Annotated in this window: 12 protein-coding genes; 8 read left to right on the forward strand and 4 right to left on the reverse strand. The window is 52.3% G+C overall.

Annotated elements, in window-relative coordinates; translation table 11 throughout:
* The 6 genes from INT19_RS13760 to INT19_RS13785 form a co-directional block, all read left to right on the forward strand.
* The coding region (locus tag INT19_RS13760) for a (Fe-S)-binding protein (RefSeq protein WP_193061187.1) at positions 1 to 897 on the forward strand (897 nt) is incomplete at its 5' end.
* Positions 894 to 2,249, forward strand: a complete 1,356-nt coding sequence (gene hglS / locus INT19_RS13765; RefSeq protein ID WP_193061188.1) for a 2-oxoadipate dioxygenase/decarboxylase HglS — start codon at positions 894 to 896, stop codon at positions 2,247 to 2,249. The genes INT19_RS13760 and hglS, both read left to right, overlap by 4 nt.
* Before the next feature lie 427 nt (positions 2,250 to 2,676).
* A complete protein-coding gene (locus INT19_RS13770) occupies positions 2,677 to 2,907 on the forward strand; it encodes a hypothetical protein (RefSeq protein WP_193061189.1) in 231 nt (76 codons plus the stop codon).
* A 19-nt stretch (positions 2,908 to 2,926) separates the two neighbouring features.
* Positions 2,927 to 6,067, forward strand: a complete 3,141-nt coding sequence (locus tag INT19_RS13775; RefSeq protein WP_193061190.1) for a cadherin repeat domain-containing protein — start codon at positions 2,927 to 2,929, stop codon at positions 6,065 to 6,067.
* On the forward strand, positions 5,964 to 7,424 hold the full coding sequence (locus tag INT19_RS13780; RefSeq protein ID WP_193061191.1) for a hypothetical protein: 1,461 nt from the start codon (positions 5,964 to 5,966) through the stop codon (positions 7,422 to 7,424). The genes INT19_RS13775 and INT19_RS13780 overlap by 104 nt, the downstream gene beginning before the upstream one ends.
* A complete protein-coding gene (locus INT19_RS13785; RefSeq protein ID WP_193061192.1) occupies positions 7,378 to 9,618 on the forward strand; it encodes a DUF4214 domain-containing protein in 2,241 nt (746 codons plus the stop codon). The genes INT19_RS13780 and INT19_RS13785 overlap by 47 nt, the downstream gene beginning before the upstream one ends.
* A gap of 104 nt (positions 9,619 to 9,722) precedes the next feature.
* Here INT19_RS13785 and amaA read toward each other — a convergent pair whose 3' ends face one another.
* From amaA to amaB, 3 genes are all read right to left on the reverse strand, one after another.
* Positions 9,723 to 11,015 (reverse strand): L-pipecolate oxidase, encoded by a 1,293-nt coding sequence (gene amaA / locus INT19_RS13790; protein ID WP_193061193.1) that lies wholly within the window; start codon positions 11,013 to 11,015, stop codon positions 9,723 to 9,725.
* 55 nt (positions 11,016 to 11,070) lie between these two features.
* Positions 11,071 to 12,528 (reverse strand): Na+/H+ antiporter NhaC, encoded by a 1,458-nt coding sequence (gene nhaC / locus INT19_RS13795; RefSeq protein ID WP_193061194.1) that lies wholly within the window; start codon positions 12,526 to 12,528, stop codon positions 11,071 to 11,073.
* Between the two features lie 69 nt (positions 12,529 to 12,597).
* Positions 12,598 to 14,091: an L-piperidine-6-carboxylate dehydrogenase gene (amaB, locus tag INT19_RS13800; RefSeq protein WP_193061195.1), complete on the reverse strand. Its 1,494-nt coding sequence runs from the start codon at positions 14,089 to 14,091 to the stop codon at positions 12,598 to 12,600.
* A gap of 124 nt (positions 14,092 to 14,215) precedes the next feature.
* On the opposite strand from amaB, the gene INT19_RS13805 reads away from it, so the two are divergent.
* Positions 14,216 to 15,103, forward strand: a complete 888-nt coding sequence (locus tag INT19_RS13805) for a LysR family transcriptional regulator (RefSeq protein WP_038478998.1) — start codon at positions 14,216 to 14,218, stop codon at positions 15,101 to 15,103.
* A gap of 144 nt (positions 15,104 to 15,247) precedes the next feature.
* Here INT19_RS13805 and INT19_RS13810 read toward each other — a convergent pair whose 3' ends face one another.
* Complete coding sequence (locus INT19_RS13810; RefSeq protein WP_254281452.1) at positions 15,248 to 15,394, reverse strand: PAS domain-containing protein; 147 nt, start codon at positions 15,392 to 15,394, stop codon at positions 15,248 to 15,250.
* A 478-nt stretch (positions 15,395 to 15,872) separates the two neighbouring features.
* Between INT19_RS13810 and INT19_RS13815 the strand changes: the two genes are divergently transcribed.
* Positions 15,873 to 18,977: a bifunctional diguanylate cyclase/phosphodiesterase gene (locus INT19_RS13815; protein WP_193061197.1), complete on the forward strand. Its 3,105-nt coding sequence runs from the start codon at positions 15,873 to 15,875 to the stop codon at positions 18,975 to 18,977.
* The last annotated feature ends 240 nt before the right edge of the window (positions 18,978 to 19,217 follow it).

The raw sequence follows: 19,217 nt of genomic DNA on the forward strand, positions 1-19,217 counted from the left end.
GTCGATAGCCTAATGCGTCAAGGGCTGGGAATGAGCGACTCCCCGCAGCTTTCCCGCGCCAGCGTAAAGAAACAGATAAGGGCTTGGGGCGTTGCCGAAGCCACGCCCACCTCGCTTGCGCTGCTGACTGAGCAGCAGCGTGCCAACAGCGTGATAATTGTCCAGGACGCGTTCACCAGCCACTTTGAAGCCAAGCTGGTGATGGATGTGGTGGAACTACTGTCGCGGCTCAACCTGCGGGTGTTTGTGATGCCATTTTCTGCCAACGGCAAACCGCTGCAAGTGCAGGGCTTTTTAGGCGCCTTTGAGCGCACGGCGGAAAAACAGGCCAAGCGCCTGCGGGCACTGGCAGAGTTCGACGTACCCATGGTGGGGATCGACCCGGCGATGACGCTGACCTATCGCCAAGAGTACGTCAAAGCCCTGGGCCGTGAACAAGTACCCAACGTGCTGATGCTGCAAGAGTGGCTGGCCACCCGTATTAACACGCTAGCGCCTCGCCAGCTGAACCTAACCGATCCTGGCTTTAAGCTGCTTTCCCACTGCACCGAAAAGACCAACGCCCCAGGCAGCCCCAAAGCCTGGCAGCAGGTGTTTGCGGCATTTGGTTTAGAGCTTGAGCTGATGGCGACCGGCTGCTGCGGTATGTCCGGCACCTACGGCCATGAAACCCGTAATGTCGCAACCTCGAAAACCATTTATGCCCAATCCTGGCAGCCTCAGGTGGAAGCCGAGCAAAACACAGGCAAGCTGCTAGCAACAGGCTACTCCTGCCGCAGCCAGGTGAAACGCTACTCAGCGCAAACTTTGCCACACCCGCTTCAGGCGCTATTGGCGCAATTGAGGTCGGTATCTCATCCTTATCCCAACAATATGCAAGAGAGAGCAATGAAATGACTCAACCGAGCCTTCTTTCAACCAATGAAGTGCGTGACCGTTTCTCTAAGGCAATGTCGGCCATGTATCAAGCCGAAGTGCCGCAGTACGGCACGCTGCTTGAACTTGTCGAGCGCGTTAACCAAGAAACACTTAGTCAACAGCCTGAACTGCATCGCCGCCTGGAAGCGCAGGGTGAATTGGCCCGTTTGAGCGTAGAACGCCACGGGGCTATTCGCGTGGGAACCGCTACAGAGCTTGCCATGCTGCGCCGCCTGTTTGCTGTGATGGGTATGTATCCGGTGGGCTATTACGACCTTTCAGAAGCGGGCGTACCGGTTCACTCAACCGCCTTCCGGCCTATCGACGATGATGCGCTGGCGATGAACCCTTTCCGTGTTTTTACCTCGCTGCTGCGTTTAGAGCTTATTGAAAGCGAAGCGCTGCGCCAGCGTTCGGAAGAAATTCTGGCTAAGCGCGATATCTTTACCCCAGGGGCGCGCGAGCTTATTGAGCGTCATGAAACCCAGGGTGGGTTAACCAGCGAAGAAGCCGACCAGTTCGTCAAAGAAGCTCTGGAAACCTTCCGTTGGCACCAGGATGCGACGGTCGATCTGGAGACTTACCAGGCGCTACATGATGAGCACCGTTTGATTGCCGATGTGGTGTGCTTCCGTGGGCCGCATATTAATCACCTGACGCCACGCACCCTGGATATCGACGAAGTACAGCGCCGCATGCCGGAGATGGGTATGAATCCCAAAGCCGTCATTGAAGGGCCGCCACGTCGTGAATGCCCCATTCTGCTGCGCCAGACCAGCTTTAAAGCATTGGAAGAATCAATCCGCTTTGCCGGCGACGCGCAAGGTACTCACACCGCTCGCTTTGGCGAAATTGAGCAGCGTGGTGTGGCGCTAACACCAAAAGGCCGTGCGCTTTATGACCAGTTGCTTACTGAAGGCCGCAAGCAAACCGCAGGGTTAGATAACGACGCCCACCAAACGGTTATGCAAAACGTCTTTGCCCAGTTCCCTGATAATGACGAGGCCATGCGCCGTGAGGGGCTAGCGTATTTTCAGTATCATCTGACCGAAAAAGGTCAAGCCGCTAAAGACGTCGGCAATACCGATATTGAGGCGTTAATCGCCCTGGGACTGGTGGAAGCACAGCCGATTACCTATGAAGATTTTCTGCCGGTCAGCGCGGCGGGTATTTTCCAGTCGAACCTAGGTGGTGCAGAGAGCGAAGCCTATGCCGGGAATGCCAATCGCGACGCCTTTGAAGAAGCCTTGGGTGCCCAGGTGACCGATGAGTTGTCGCTTTACGCAGAACGTGAAAACGCTTCAAAACATAAAGTCTTGAATAGACTATAAATAACGCCTAACTGGGCGAACCAGTATGCATCACAAAAAGCCTGCGATTTTTCGCAGGCTTTTTTATATATTCATATTTTACATATAGCTAATATATTAAGTTTGTGCATGTAAGCTTGTTGTTTAGAAATAAGTGATGAAGTGCCTGCAAACCAGGAATAGTGCAGTGCCCCTCCAAACAGGTTGCTTTTCGTTCACGCTGTAATGCGCTGATGCGCATAGCTGAAGATAAAATAAAGCTAATTATAATAATTGCTTAGTTAGATTGTTAATGCTTTTTGGCTATAAATTTGGTGAATTGCCATCACTTTATTTTGTGTTTTCTCATATTAATGAATGGCGCTGAAGGTTGGGCTTTGATACTTTTAATTAACTAAATGAAACATTTTCAGGTGTTTCTTCACCTCGGCGTGGCAAGGGGGGCATCATGAGCTATCGCGCTATTTCTGGGGTGCCCTGCTCAGGCTCCAAGCTTCAGGCGGTTTTCCTGCATCAGGAGCCGCATTCTCGCGCCGAAGTGCCGTTTGAGGGCAATGTATTTAGCATTGGCTTGCAAGGCCATTCTGATACTGAACCCCGACTCCTGGATGAAACCGACTTTATTTTACCAACCTGCACTGACGGGACCATTCGCGCTCGAATCTCGTGCCATAACTAACTTATAAAGCGAGGCTTTTATGCAAATTGGCGATACTCGATATAATGTAGAAACTGATCCCTCTGTTGACAGTTATGTGTACAGTGTAGAGCGTGTTAACGGCCAACTCTATGTCAGCTATTTCGTTGGTAGTGATTTCAGAATAATTTCAGTTTCTCCTGATGGTTCAGTCAGTACAGTACCATTGCCTGTTCTTAATCCACGCACTGATGACAATTCTGATAGCGTTATTTTCAAAGGCCTTTCAGATGGGAATATTCTGGTTACTTGGTACAGTGGCTCTAGCGGCACAGGTTTTACCGATACATATTTTAAAATCATTGATGGCACTGGTCAGGAAGTAGTCGGCGCTACTAAAATAAATTCTGAAGCAGGTTCCTTGAATCGCTTTACAGAAGTTGCTGAGTTGTCAAATGGTAACCTGGCATTTGTTTGGGCGACGGGTGGATCTGATTATGCCATGCGCAGGTTTGAGGTGGATGGTACGCCAGTTGATAATGAGCAATTGTCAGTAACCAACCTTGCTGGGGTAAGTGGTTCACAATATCAGCATAATATCGCTGCAAATGATACTGGATTTATCATCACTTGGGATGCTTATGATTATAATAATTATCTAGGGATGCTGTTCGATAATGATGCCTCTATGCCTACTCAAGTTAATGGGAGTAATCGATTCTCTATAGGCGATAGTATTGCGAAAGGAAATGCGTCGCAATATGTGGAGACGCTTCCTAATGGTAATTATCTTGTGCTTTTTAAGGGGGCAACAGGAGATAGCAGTACTCGAGATGTTCGTTACCAGATATACGATGATAGTGGTAATGCGTTACTCTCAAGTGATACGGTTATTGGCGGTATGAATTCCTGGGGGGATTTTTCTAAGCCAGTGATTCTTGATGATAGGCTGGTGGTTAGTTATAGCTACGTTGACTACAATACTGACCCAACAACAATAGAACGTTATCTGGTAAGTTATGACTTTGATGGAAATTTCATTGAAGACCTTTCCTCCACTATTCCTACAACTCAAGCAGAGTATGGGTATATTACATCTTTCGTTGATGTTGATGGTAACCTTTCTTGGTTAGTTAATGATGATGATAGCGGGAATGGTGATTATGATACTTGGCTGCTTCGACAGTCTGAAGTGATTCCTGAGGGCGAAGTATCAAACGAAGCCCCTGCCATTATTTTGCCCTCATCATTGGTTTTTGACGAAAATACCAGCGCTAATGCAGTTTCAGGGCTTTCGATCACTGATGGGAATGCCGACAATCAGACGGTAACTCTGACAGCAACTGATGGTACGATTAATCTTGCTAACATTAATGGTCTTACCAAAGTTTCTGGAGAATATAATTCTGGCTTTGTTACTTTTAGTGGTGATCTCAATGATGTTAACACTGCTCTCAATAGCCTGACCTTTACTCCAACGGCTAATGTTTCTGGAAATAATGCAGCGTCACTCTTTATTCAAACCGCTGATGGCAATGGCGGTAGTGATAGTCAAACGTTGGAGTTCAATATTACCGATGTCGATCCGATCATTGGCAACAACAGTTTCTCTGTAAATAAAAATAGCGTAAACGGCACCGTGATTGGAACGGTTACCCCTAGTGGAGATACTAACGGACTAACATTCAGCATTACCTCTGGCAATGAAAGCGGCGCTTTTGCCATTGATAGTAACGGTCAGATTACTGTTGCCGATGACAGTCAGCTGAACAACAATAGTTACTCTCTGACAGTTGCTGTTGATGACGAAGATGAGGATAGTACGGCAGACGATACTGCCTCTATAACGATCAGCGTCAATAACCCTCCGACGCTAACTGGAGTGCCGGCTAGTATAACGGTCGCTATTGGCTCGATATCTGACCTTGATTTATCTGCCGTCAGTCTGGCAGACATTGATAGTGATGAAATTACACTTGAGATAAGCACTCCTTCGGGAACATTGGCTGCAAGTTCTGATACAGGTGTTGTTGTGAGTGGCTCAGATACCAACACCCTGACGCTCGAGGGAACACCTGATGCTATTAACACTTATCTGGATACAGTCTCCAATATTCAATATAAGCCGGAAGACGAAGGAAGTGGTACAACGCTGACGCTGAGAGCCTCTGATGGAGAGGCTGACTCTGCTATTGCCACGTCGACAATTAACGTTAACGACTTGCCTACTGGTGACGTCACCATCACAGGCGATGCGGTAGAAGACGCGACTTTAACTGCCTCCAACACCCTGGCGGACGAAAACGGCCTGGGCATGGTGACCTACCAGTGGCTACGCGATGGTAATGAAATCATCGCCGCCACCGGCGCAACCTACACCCTGACCCAAGCCGATGTGGGTGCTGCCATCAGCGTTCGCGCCAGCTACACTGATGATCAGGGCACCGCCGAAGCGGTCACATCTGCCGCAACGGGTAGCGTCGCCAACGTCAACGATGCACCGATGGGTGGCGTGGCAATCAGCGGCGATGCGATCGAAGATGAAACACTCACAGCCGACACCAGCGCTCTGGCCGATGAGGATGGTCTGGGCGCTTTCAGCTACGTTTGGAAGGCCGATGACACTGCCATCACAGGTGCCACCAGCAGCACCTACACCTTGACTCAGGCTGAAGTGGGTAAGGCAATCACCGTTGAAGTCAGCTATAGCGATGATCAGGGTACCGCTGAAACGGTCACATCCGCTGCCACGGATAGCGTGGCCAACGTCAACGATGCCCCCGCTGGCGATGTCATCATTACCGGCGATGCGATCGAAGATGAAACGCTCACGGCCGACACCAGCGCTCTGGCCGATGAGGATGGCCTGGGCGCTTTCAGCTACGTTTGGAAGGCCGATGACACTGCCATCACAGGTGCCACCAGCAGCACCTACACCTTGACTCAGGCTGAAGTGGGCAAGGCAATCACCGTTGAAGTCAGCTACACCGACGGGCAGGGCACCGCCGAAGCCGTGACATCTGCTGCCACGGGTAGCGTCGCCAACGTCAATGATGCACCGACGGGTGGCGTGGCAATCAGCGGCGATGCGATCGAAGATGAAACGCTCACAGCCGACACCAGCGCGCGATGGCAACGAGATCACCGATGCCTCCGGCGAAACCTATACCCTGACGCAAGCCGATGTGGGTGCTGCCATTAGCGTCCGTGCCAGCTATACCGATCAGCAGGGCACGGCCGAAGCGCTCACATCCGCTGCCACGGATAGCGTGGCCAACGTCAATGATGCACCGACGGGTGGCGTGGCCATCAGCGGCGATGCGGTAGAAGATCAGACACTGACCGCCTCTAACACCCTGGCCGATGAAGACGGCCTGGGCACGGTAACCTACCAGTGGCTGCGCGATGGCGTTGAGATTACCGATACCACCGGCGAAACCTACACCCTGACGCAAGCCGATGTGGGTGCTGAGATCAGCGTTCGCGCTGGCTACACCGACCAGCAGGGCACGGCTGAAACGGTGACATCTGGCGCGACGGAGAGCGTGGCCAACGTCAACGATGCACCGATAGGTGTCGTTACAATCAGCGGAGATGCGGTAGAAGATCAGACACTGACCGTCTCTAACACCCTGGCGGATGAAGACGGCCTGGGCACGGTGACCTACCAGTGGCTGCGGGATGGCACGGAGATCACCGATGCCTCCGGCGAAACCTACACCCTGACGCAAGCCGATGTGGGCGCTGCCATCAGCGTTCGCGCCAGCTACACCGATGATCAGGGCACGGCCGAAGCGGTGATGTCCGCTGCCACGGATAGTGTTGCCAACGTCAACGATGCCCCCACTGGCGATGTCATCATTACCGGCGATGCGATCGAAGATGAAACGCTCACGGCCGACACCAGCGCTCTGGCCGATGAGGATGGTCTGGGCGCTTTCAGCTACGTTTGGAAGGCCGATGACACTGCCATCACAGGTGCCACCAGCAGCACCTACACCTTGACTCAGGCTGAAGTGGGCAAGGCAATCACCGTTGAAGTCAGCTACACCGATGATCAGGGTACAGCTGAAGCGGTCACATCCGCTGCCACGGATAGCGTTGCCAATGTTAACGACTTGCCCACTGGCAGTGTGGCCATCAGCGGCGATGCGGTAGAAGACGCGACTTTAACCGCCTCCAACACCCTAGCTGACGAAGACGGCCTGGGGGCGGTGACTTACCAGTGGCTACGCGATGGTAATGAAATCGCCGCCACCACCGGCGAAACCTACACCCTGACGCAAGCGGATGTGGGCGCTGCCATCAGCGTTCGTGCCAGCTACACCGATCAGCAGGGCACTGCCGAAACGGTGACATCTGGCGCCACGGATAGCGTGGCCAACGTTAACGATGCGCCGACGGGCAACGTTATCATTACCGGCGATGCGGTAGAAGATCAAACTCTGACCGTCTCTAACACCCTGGCAGATGAAGACGGCCTGGGCGCAGTGACCTACCAGTGGCTGCGCGATGGCACCGAACACGGCCGAAGCGGTGACGTCTGCTGCCACGGATAGCGTGGCCAACGTCAACGATGCACCGACGGGCGATGTCATCATTACCGGCGATGCGGTAGAAGATCAGACACTGACCGCCTCTAATACGCTGGCTGATGAAGACGGCCTGGGCACGGTGACCTACCAGTGGCTACGGGATGGTAATGAAATCGCTGATGCGACTGACACCACTTATACGCTAACCCAAGCGGATGTGGGCGCTGCTATCAGCGTTCGCGCCAGCTACACCGACCAGCAGGGCACGGCGGAAGCGGTGACGTCTGCTTCGACAGATAGCGTGGCCAACGTTAACGATGCGCCGACGGGCAACGTCATCATTACTGGCACCACGACTGAGGATGAAACACTCACGGCCGACACCAGCGCTCTAGTCGACGAGGATGGTCTGGGCACTTTCAGCTACGCCTGGAAGGCCGATGGCACCACCATCACGGGTGCCACCAGCAACACCTACACCCTGACTCAGGCTGAAGTGGGTAAGGCAATCACCGTTGAGGTCAGCTACACCGATGGGCAGGGCACGGCCGAAGCGCTCACATCCGCTGCCACGGATAGCGTGGCCAACGTCAACGATGCGCCCACTGGCAACGTCACGATCACAGGCGATGCAGTAGAAGATCAGACACTGACGGCGTCTAACACCTTAGCCGATGAAGACGGCCTGGGCACAGTAACTTACCACTGGCTGCGCGATGGTAATGAAATCACTGATGCGACGGGTGAAACTTACACCCTGACCCAAGCGGATGTGAGCACTGCTATCAGCGTGCGTGCCAGCTATACCGATCAGCAGGGCACGGCCGAAACTATTACATCGATGCCAACGTCTGCTATTAGTGCTAATCCTGATAGCGATAATGACGGCATTTCGAATGAAGATGAAAATCGCGTACCATCGCTAGATGGAAGCACTACCGGTGATGGCAACGGCGACGGCATTTCTGACGCCGAGCAAAGCAATGTCAGTTCTACACCGTTTTTATTGACGCCGACGGCTGTCTCTAATCCCGAAGATGCCCCTGAAGCGTTTATCACGCTGACGTCGAACGGCAGCCGTGACGCCGAGAGCGATGATGACTTACTAACGTTGCGTAATGTGCGACAGTTGGATGCGCCGAATGACCGACCAGATGACCTTGATATGCCATTTGGTTTAATCGCTTTTGAAGCGGATATAGAAACCGTTGGTGGGTCTAATGTGTTTTCTCTGTTCGTCGCCGATGATGTTGAGGCCAATGGTTACTGGAAGCAGAACGCGGCTGGAGACTGGGTAAATCTGGCTAGTGCAGCCTTTGGCGGTAGTCTGACAAATGAAGGTAATAAATTACGCTTTGATTTTGTCATTGAGGATGGCGGTGAGTTTGATTCTGATGGCGCCGCTAACGGCGTTATTGTTGACCCTGGTGCCATTGGATTCCGCTTACCAGAAACCCCCGAGGATCCAGAGCCTATACCGGATGTCGATGATGGAGGGGTAAACAGCGCACCTATTGCACGTGACGATGAATTTTCGAGCCGGTTTGGTTGGTTACTGCGTGGGAACCTGTTGGAAGACAATGGCAACGGCATTGACCAGGAGGTTGATGGTGATGACTTCTCAATCACTGATATTGATGGTCAAGAGGTTCTTTTTGATACCGCGCTTGTTTTGTCATCTGGTGCGACTCTCACCGTTCAGGAAAATGGTGATTTCCTCTACGACCAGAGAGGGGCTTTTGTGCCTTCACAAGAGGTAGACCGCGTCAGCGATATCTTTGAATACTCGATTGAGGACTCGCAGGGAGCATCAAGCACAGCGACAGTTTCTGTTGAACTGGGCGATGTCACGGATACGGTCGAGATCTCAGTGCTTCAAGCATTATATAAAGTCGCGTTTGATCGAGAGGCGGATGCTACAGGACTAAATTACTGGTCAGGTGTGCGTGAAAACGGTGTGAGTATGTTTGATATTGCTGATTTCTTCATCGAATCGGAAGAGTTTACCGATGATCAAGGAAGTCGCTTCAGTGATGATGACTATCTGACCCTGCTATATGCCAACGCCTTTGATAGAGCTCCTGATGCTGATGGCTTTGCGTACTGGTCAGATGTACTTGAAGAGCCGACGGTTGATCATGGTGATGTGATGACCTATTTCGCTACTTCTGAAGAAATGCAGGTGAAACATTTAGCGGAAGGTTTTATTTTCGCCTGATGCATTGACGTTAGGCAGAGCACCAGCGGCCACTCTTCGCCTGCGGGAAGAGTGGCCGCTTTTTATGTGTATCCGTTTTGTTTTGTTAAGCAATAACACCGTGATTAGATCAGCACTCGTAGACACTGACCTGCATGATACAGCGAGAAACCACCCTCATAGGCGCAGCTCCACAGCGGGCGGGCTTTGATGGGTTTGGGCTGTGACAACGGCAGCGGCAGCAGGCTGTCATCCTCGTTTGCAATGTAATGAGCAAAACCTTGCCCGACCACTGTGCCGGTAGTGATGCCGCGTCCGTTATAGCCAGTGGCTGACAATATCCCCGGGGCCAGTTCAAAAATACGTAAGGTGTGGTCCGGTGTGAACGCGACCTTGCCGGTCCAGGTGTATTCCCAGCGAACGTTGCCGAGCCTAGGGAAGTAATGATCTTTTATGGTATTGGCCCAACGGGTTAAGTAAGCCTGTGGTTTGCCTTCACCTTTCCCCAGGCTGCCCAATAGTAAGCGGCCTGCCTTGTCCCGCCGAATGCTGCTAAGTACCGTGCGAGTGTCCCAAGCGCCTTGTTTCTCTGGAAGAATCGCATCGGCGGCTTCGCCAGTTAGAGGTTCTGACGCCAGTTGATAATAATGGCCGGTAAAGAAGTGTTGTCGAACTTGGTTCCAGTCGTCTTCGGTATACGCATTGGTCGCCATGACGACTTTGCTCGCGGTCACGCTGCCATTTTGAGTTAACACCCGCCAGCGGTCTTCCTGTCGCTCGATGCCTGTTACGGGGCTTTGGCAGTAGAGAGTGGCCCCTAGGTTTGCTGTAGCGCGGGCGAGCCCTCGTGTATAGGCGCACGGGTTGATAGTGCCCGCGCGCTTATCAAGCAGCGCGGTATGTATCTGAGCGGTTCCCGTCATCCGCTCGCATGCTTCGCCTTCCAATAGGGTCACCGGGGCTCCACGGTTTTGTAACTGCTCGTGGCGGCGAGTGAGCTCTTGGCAGCCTTTGGTGTTATGGCCAAGGTGCAGGGTGCCTGTACGCGTTGCATCGCACTCAATGGCATAGCGCTCAATAATGTCGAAGACTTTTGCTGGCGCGCCGCCCAAAATAGTATTAACGCGTTCGCCTGTTTCTTCACCTAGCGCGGCCACGATGTCATCGGGTGGAATCCAAAGCCCAGCATTAACCAGACCAACATTGCGGCCTGAACCCCCCGTGGGGATATCTCCCGCCTCCAGCAAGATGACCTTGATGCCTTTTTCGGCCAAATGTAACGCGGTGGACAGACCCGTAATACCGCCACCAACAACACAGACCTCGGCCTCTTCCTGGTTCGCTAACGCAGGATAGTGTACTGGGGCTTCCGCGCTCGTTTGCAGCCAAAGGCAGCGCTCGGAGAGGGTCGTTTGCATCTTATAGTACCTCCTGAAAAGAAGCGCAGGTCGGCCATAGGCCGACCTTGTATGGCTATGAAGTAGGTTGGGAGGAGTAGTTGGTTTGAGGCGTATGGGGTGATTTTTCAGCCGCGCTCTCGGGGGATTCACGAGGAATAAAGCGGCCAGTTAGTGCCCACAGCAGGCCGAATAAAGGGGATAGCCAGCAAGCAAATGCAAAGGGCGCATATGCTAGCGTGGGTACGCCAATCGTCGAGGACACAAACCCACCGCCCATGTTCCAGGGAATTAACGGAGAGGAGAGCGTGCCATTGTCTTCAATGGTGCGTGACAGCGTCGAAGTCTTATAGCCCATGGCTTGATACTGGCCTTTCAGCAAGCGACCGGGCAGCACCAGCGTTGTATAAACATCGCCAATAATAGTGCTTACCGCCAGCGTTGTGCCGGCGCTTGTTGCCACTAAGCTGAAGCGACCTTTAATGAGCCGCATGAGCTGCTTAATAATCGCGTCAACGGTGCCATAGGCTTCTAACATGCCAGCAAAGCCCAGCGCGAAGAACGTTAGCGTTACCACCCAGGTCATGGAGAGCACACCGCCACTGCTGAGTAGAGCATCAATCGCCGGATTGCCAGTATCGCTGCTAAAGCCATTTTGCATGGCATCAAACACGGCATGAACGGTTTCGCCCTGAACGCCGATAGCCACTAAGCCGCCTATCGCAGCGCCGGTGAAAATAGTCGGGAAAGGTGGGAATTTGGCAAGCGCTAAACCGATCACAACAAAAGGCGGAATCAGCGTTACCCAGGAGAGCGTAAAGGTGTCATCAAGAGCCTGACGAAACGTTGCAATATCGGTACTTCGTTCAAGCTGGCCGCCATAGCTAGTGCCGAGCCATAAATAAAGCACCAGCGCGACAATCATGGCGGGCACCGTAGTGGCCATCATGCTGCGTATATGGCTCCATAAATCGGTTTCACATACGGCAGGGGTTAAGTTGGTAGTCTCTGATAAGGGCGACATTTTATCGCCAAAGAACGCACCGGATACCAGCGCCCCGCCCGTTAGATACATGGGAATGCCCAGCCCTTCCCCGATTCCCATTAGGGCAAGCCCGAGTGTTCCTACTGTGCCCCAGGATGTGCCTGTGGCAAGGGATACCAAAGCACTAATGACGCATGTCGCGACAAGGAAGTAAGAGGGTGAAACCAGCTGAAAACCGTAATACATCAGCGTGGGAACGGTGCCGGAAAGAATCCAGGTGCCAATCACCATACCGACCGCTAATAGAATAAAAATAGCGGGCATCCCCAGCTTAACCACCTCAAGCATTGAGGCTTCCATTTTTTGCCAGGGTACGCCACGGATGCGTCCGCACAGGGCACAAATCATTATCCCGAAGGCTAAAGGAATATGCGGGGTAAAGTCAGAGAAGATAAAAAATTGCAGAATTAGAATGGCGGTAGTGGCCAGCAGCGGTAATAGCGCCATCGCGAGGCCCGGCGTCGGGCCGATTTGGACATCGTCACGCATACATCACCTTGATTTTTTTATGTTTTTAGTAAGGGCCCTGCAGGGAAGGGCCCTTATAGAGGGGAAGGGTTAGTCGAACTTAATGCCTTGGGCCAGTGGGAGTTCACGAGAGTAGTTCACGGTGTTAGTTTGGCGACGCATATAGCTCTTCCAAACGTCGGAGCCAGACTCTCGACCGCCGCCGGTTTCCTTCTCGCCCCCAAACGCACCGCCAATTTCAGCACCGCTAGGGCCGATGTTGACGTTGGCGATGCCGCAGTCACTGCCAACCGCGGAGATGAAGGTTTCGGCTTCGCGAACATCGGTGGTGAAAATACAAGATGACAGGCCCTGGGGAACGTCATTATTGGTAGCAATGGCCTCATCCAGCTCTTTGTAGGTGAGGACATAGAGAATGGGCGCAAAGGTTTCGTGCTTGACCAGATCGTTTTGCTCGGTCACTTCAACAATGGCAGGCTCGACGTAGTAGCCTTCGTTGCTGTTGGCGATCTCTACACGGTTGCCACCGAACACCTTCGCACCTTGTTCACGCGCTTTAGCTAGCACGCTTTGCATCGCATCAAAGGCTTGATGGTCAATTAGCGGGCCAACCAAATTACCCTCAAGCGGGTTGCCGATGGACACCGCGCTATACGACTTCTTCAGACGCGCTAAGATTTCGTCTTTAATGGATTCATGAACGACTAAGCGACGCAGTGTCGTGCAGCGTTGCCCAGCCGTACCTACCGCAGAGAAAAGGATGGCGCGAGTCGCCATATCAAGGTCTGCACTTGGCGCTAAGATCATGGCATTGTTGCCACCCAGCTCAAGAATGCTGCGGCCGAAGCGTGCTGCCACTTGTGGGCCTACTTCGCGACCCATGCGGGTGCTTCCGGTAGCGCTGATCAGCGCAACGCGAGTGTCATTGACCAGCTGCTCACCGGCGGCACGCTCACCAATTATCACCTGGCTCAGGTGCTTGGGTGCCTCATCGCCGAACTCTTCAATGGCACGCTCTAACAGTGCTTGGCATGCCAGCGCTGTTAACGGTGTTTTTTCTGAAGGTTTCCACAGCAAGCTATTGCCGCATACCAGCGCTAAGGCTGAATTCCATGCCCAAGGGGCAACGGGAAAGTTAAATGCCGTAATTAGGCCAATCGGGCCTAACGGGTGCCAGCTTTCACGCATGTGGTGACCAGGGCGCTCGGAAGCGATGGTCAGTCCAAAAAGCTGGCGAGATTGACCAACGGCAAGGTCGCAAATGTCGATCATTTCCTGAACTTCGCCAAGCCCTTCCTGGAGAATCTTGCCGCACTCCCAGGTGACCAGCTCGCCGAGAGATTCCTTGTGCTGGCGCAGTTGATCGCCAAAAAGGCGCACCAATTCACCACGACGGGGGGCTGGCACGCTTTTCCAGGCCTGGAAGGCTTTTTCTGAGTTCGCGATAGCTGTTTCAACGTCGCTGCTAGAGGCCGTTGTAAGACGACCAATTTCGCTACCATCAATCGGCGTTGTAACAATCAGGTCGCCGCCTTGATACTGTTCTTTTGCGACGCCCATTTTTTCCATCAGGGAATGAATCATTGCTTCACCAAATATTGAGTTGTGAGTAAATTGGTTACAGGGCCAGTATTGCCAAGCTTGCGGTGGCTCATCAAACGATGTTTGTGAAAAACATCATTCCTTAATTTCACCAAGTGGGATTGCCATGCGTCGTCGAAACTTACCTTCTTTGACCAGCCTGAACTGTTTTGAGGCAGCGGCGAGACATCTCAGTTTTACGCGGGCTGCGGATGAACTGAGTCTGACGCAAAGTGCGGTGAGTAAGCAGGTGTCACAATTGGAAGTAACGCTGCAACATCCGTTATTCAGGCGGGTGAGAAAGCGCCTGCACCTGACGCCAGAGGGGGCGGTCTATCTCGGCGAGGCGCGTAAAATATTAGCCCAGGTCGAAATGTCCACGCGTTATATGCAGTCTTATGGCGTAGAGGCAGATGTGCTGAATATCGCCACGTTGCCCACCTTTGGGGCACGGTGGCTTATCCCCAGACTCAACGGGTTCCGCTTTAAACATCCCAATATTAATCTCAATATTTCTAACCGTACCGAACCGTTTGATATGCAAAAAGAGCGCATAGAGGCGGCGTTCTTTTTTGGCCATGGTGTATGGCCGCGGGCTGAGTGTATAAAGTTGCTGGATGAAGAGGTGGTGCCTGTCTGCGCGCCTTCCGCCATGGAGCAAACAACCGTTCGCGACCCATTAGACTTAACAGACATGGTGTTGTTACAGGTTTCTACTCGGCCCGAAGGGTGGCATGACTGGTTTGAAGCACAAGACCTCTATACGGAGCACAGCTACCATGGCCCAAGATTCGATACGTTCTATATGGCGTTAAGGTCGGCCCGCGCGGGCTGTGGCGTCGCCCTAGTGCCAAAATTCCTTGCTCAGGAAGAGCTTGATGAGGGGAAGTTAATCATTCCTTGGCAGTTCTCGCTTAAAAGCCAGGATGCTTACTACATGGCCTACCCAGAGCATATGGTCGACGTTTATAAGCTGCGCGTTTTTATTGAGTGGATACGAGCTCGTTTGGATTAGTTGTTAGTTGTTAGTTGTTAGGGCGACGGGTAAATAGTCGGGCAGGCGCTTTAGTTCTTCTAAGGGCATGGGGCGTGCGAATAGGTACCCTTGGAGTAGGTCACAGTGGCGGCGAGTGAGGTCTTCTTGCTGTTGCTGGGTAGGTTATTGAAAGGAGTGAGCAATAAACGGGTTAAAATGTACCCCTATTAAATGAGATGCTGGGTATCTTGTGATACTTTCAAGTGCTTTATTGCAGCGTTGAAAGTGTCCGTTAAGGTCAAATTCATAAACGCCATCAGGGTGATTCACAAACAGGGAGCGGTGCCACTCAGAAAGTGTGCGCCGGATCGAAGCGCATAATGTAAACCAGCGCGTCAGGCAGCATCAATTTTGCCTATTCAATTAGCGCGACCAGCGTTGTGGTGAGTGGCGCTCCGGCGGCGATCAGCTCGTGGATTTCCTGCTGGGCCTCTAGTAGCGGAAATTCATGGTGCATAACGCGCCCTTTTCATGCATGAGGCTCAAGGGTCGTATGACTGTATTTATGTTTAATTCTGACGCGTAGCTATTCAACTCGTACCATGTAACTAAACATAAGTGATAGCAACGTAAAAGTGCTCCTCCTTTATGCTAATTCTCGCGATATCCGACTAAAGCTATTGCATTGCTTGCCGATACTAAAAGACGCCAAAAAAAATGTAAGGAAGTCTCCCATGCGTCATGAGTTCAGGCCGTCATTATTTTGCCCCTTAGCAAACCTTCAGCTCTGTTTCATTGAGGAGTGTTAATGGTTGCACCATTGCCACCGAATGAAGCAGACCGTTTGCGTGCGATGTGGCGCTATATCCGTCATAACCAGGCTCCTGACGCTGTTTTAGATGCTATTACTCGTTCTGCCGCCAAGTTTTTTGACGTTCCAATTGTGCTGATCAGCTTGGTTGAAGAAGAGTGTCAGTGGTTCAAGAGCCAAGTGGGCCCCGAAATTGCCAATATCCCCCGTGACGTCTCGTTCTGCGCTTATACTATTTTGGAAAACGAGCTTTTGGAGGTGGTGGATGCCACTGTGGATGCCCGTTTCCAGAATAATCCCTTAGTCACCGGCCCGCCTTATATTCGCTACTACCTGGGAGCGCCGCTAGTGACGCCCGACGGGTTTTCTATTGGCACGCTGTGCCTGATAGATCACCGCCTAAGGGCCATAGGTGACGAGCATAAGCGTCATTTGCAGACCTTAGCCCACCAGGTCATGAGTCATCTGGAATTGCAGCGGCTTCAGCGTCTTGAGCAACTTATTAATCACGCGGGGCTGGGTGTTTGGGAGCTCGATGTAAGCTCCAATACGATATGGAGTAATGAGGCGTTTCTACGCTTGCATGGCGCTTCGCCGTTAACACCTAGTAGCCGCTTTGAGCTCGCAAGTCACTATTTGCCTGAAGATCGCGACACACTGGAAAGCGGGTTGGGGAGAATCATTCATCAGGGCACTCCTTTTGACGCCTGCCTACGTTTGAAAGCCCCCGGCGAAACGGCGATTACCTGGGTACAGTTAACGGGTGCCTCTATCGACGATACGGTGCCTGCCCGTCATATTGCCGGTACCCTGCAGGACATTACGCTCCTTCAGCGGAACAAACACGAACTTGAGTGGCGTCACCGTATCGACGATCTAATCACTCGCCTGCAAGCGAGCATTATTGCTGGAGATAATATTTCTGATACGTTTTCAGGTGCGCTAGAGGCGCTGCTGTCGCTAACAGAGAGTGAATACGGGTTTATTGGTGAGGTGTTTAAGGATGAGAGCGGAGAGCCGTTTCTTAAGACCCACGCCATTACTGATATTAGTTGGGACGACGCTTCACGGACACTTTACCGTAAGGCACAAGCGCACGGTTTAGTGTTCTCTCAGTTAGACTCACTCTATGGTCATGTTCTGCGTACTGGCAAGCCGCTGATTAGCAATCGGCCTTCCCATGATCCAAGGCGTGGCGGACTGCCTAAAGGGCATCCTTCCCTCGATACGCTGTTGTGTCTGCCTGTCTCGGTGGAAGGCGAGATGGTTGCTATGCTGGGACTTGCCAACTGTGCTAAGGGGTATAGCAATGAAACGCTTACGTTGCTTGAGCCTTTGCTCCGGCCACTTGGTCAACTGATTCACGGCTTACGCTTGCGCCGTCAGAACGACGAAGCCTGGAAGCGCCTGGAGCTATCCTCCAAGGTGTTTTCTAGCAGTCGTGAAGCGATCATGATCTCGGATAGCGATAACCGCATTATTGAGGTTAATGAAGCATTTGAACGAATTACCGGCTATACCCGTGACGAAGTGCTTGGCAAGAACCCTCGGGTCTTATCGTCAGGGCGCCAAACGCCTAGCTTCTATCGGTCACTGTGGGCATCGCTGAACGAGAAGGGATATTGGCAGGGTGAGGTGATTAATCGACGCAAAAACGGCGATCCATTGCCAGAGATGCTGTCAATTTCAGTGGTACGCAATGAAACTGGTGACACTACCCATCATGTTGCCGTTTTTTCCGACCTGACGCGCATCAAGCAGCATGCGGATGAGCTGTTTCGAGCGGGGTATGTGGATCGCCTGACCGCGCTGCCTAATCGCCGCCACATGATTAAGCTTATGCATGAGGCACTTGATAGCAGCAAGCCAGATGAAACCCTGGCAATAGCGGTACTTGACTTAGACGGGTTTCAGGAACTCAATTTGAGATTTGGTCGAGCGGGGGCTGATCGAATCCTGGTGGTTTTGGCTGGACAATTAGTCGATGCGCTAGGGGCAGGTGATCTTATCGCTCGTATTGGGGGGGATGAGTTTGCTTTTCTGCTGCACCGATTTGAGGGTGGTATTGAGCGTTTAAATCTTATACTTCAACAGGTTACGAAACCACTGACGATACCTGAACTAGGGGGCACAGATAAGGCGCCGCTGAGACTGACTGGCAGCCTAGGCGTTACACTCTTTCCTGCTGATCACAATGATCCTGACACCCTGTTACGTCACGCCGACCAAGCGATGTATCGCGCCAAAATGGCCGGTGGTAATCGTTTCGTCCTATTCGATCCTGAGCGCGAACAAGAGCTTAAGAACCTTCAGATCCGGCGCGGACAAATTGCACGTGCACTTGATGCAGATGAGTTTGTGCTCTTTTACCAGCCGCAGTTTGATCCAGTCTTTCAGCAGGTCACCGGTGTAGAGGCGCTGATCCGCTGGCAGCACCCCGAGCGCGGGCTGCTGGCCCCCGGTCAGTTTCTACCCGCGATTTCTGGTAGCGAACTAGAACTGAGCTTTGATGCATGGGTGCTCGAAACAGCGCTGAAGCAGATGGAGGAGTGGCATGCCAGCGACATCATGCTGGAGGTATGCATTAACCTAAGCCCCCAGTCACTCACCCGAGCCGATTTCTTCGATACGCTGCAGGGTGCGTTGGCCGCACACCCAGATGTGTCGCCAGCACTGCTATGCCTTGAGGTACTGGAGTCTGCTGCGCTGGACGATTTGCAAGCCGCGACACAGGTCATGCGTGCCTGTCGCTCGCTAGGGGTGAACGTTGCCTTGGATGATTTTGGTACGGGGTATTCGTCGCTGACCTATCTACGTGATCTGCCTGTGGATGTGGTTAAAGTAGATCGCAGCTTCGTTATTAACATGTTGGAGCGCGATCATGATTTGGCCATTGTTGAGAGCGTTGTGTATCTGGCTAAACGATTCAATAAAAAAGTCGTCGCGGAAGGGGTTGAGAGTAACGCTCACGTCAAACGACTGACAGAAATGGGCTGCCATTTGTTGCAAGGATTTGGTATCGCCCGTCCCATGCCGGCAAAGGCGTTGCAGACGTGGTACGAACATCCCTCAAAAATGCTCAAAGAACTCAACCTTACCTGATAGCTAGCGGCCAGAAGACAGCGCTACGACAGGATATAAACGTCCATCAGAATGAATTAGCAAAAGGAAATAAAATGTTAATTTAACTAAAAAGTAGCGTTGACTTATACAGGGCGGGTCTGTGATTATAAATAATAATTAATATTTCAAAAAACTCGATAGCGGGAGTGAGCGTGTTTTCATGCCGAAATACAGCCGTCATTTTCGGCATATTAGCCAGTTTTTCCTGCGTTCAAAGCT

Source organism: Halomonas sp. 3A7M, assembly GCF_014897875.1.
Classification (GTDB): domain Bacteria; phylum Pseudomonadota; class Gammaproteobacteria; order Pseudomonadales; family Halomonadaceae; genus Vreelandella.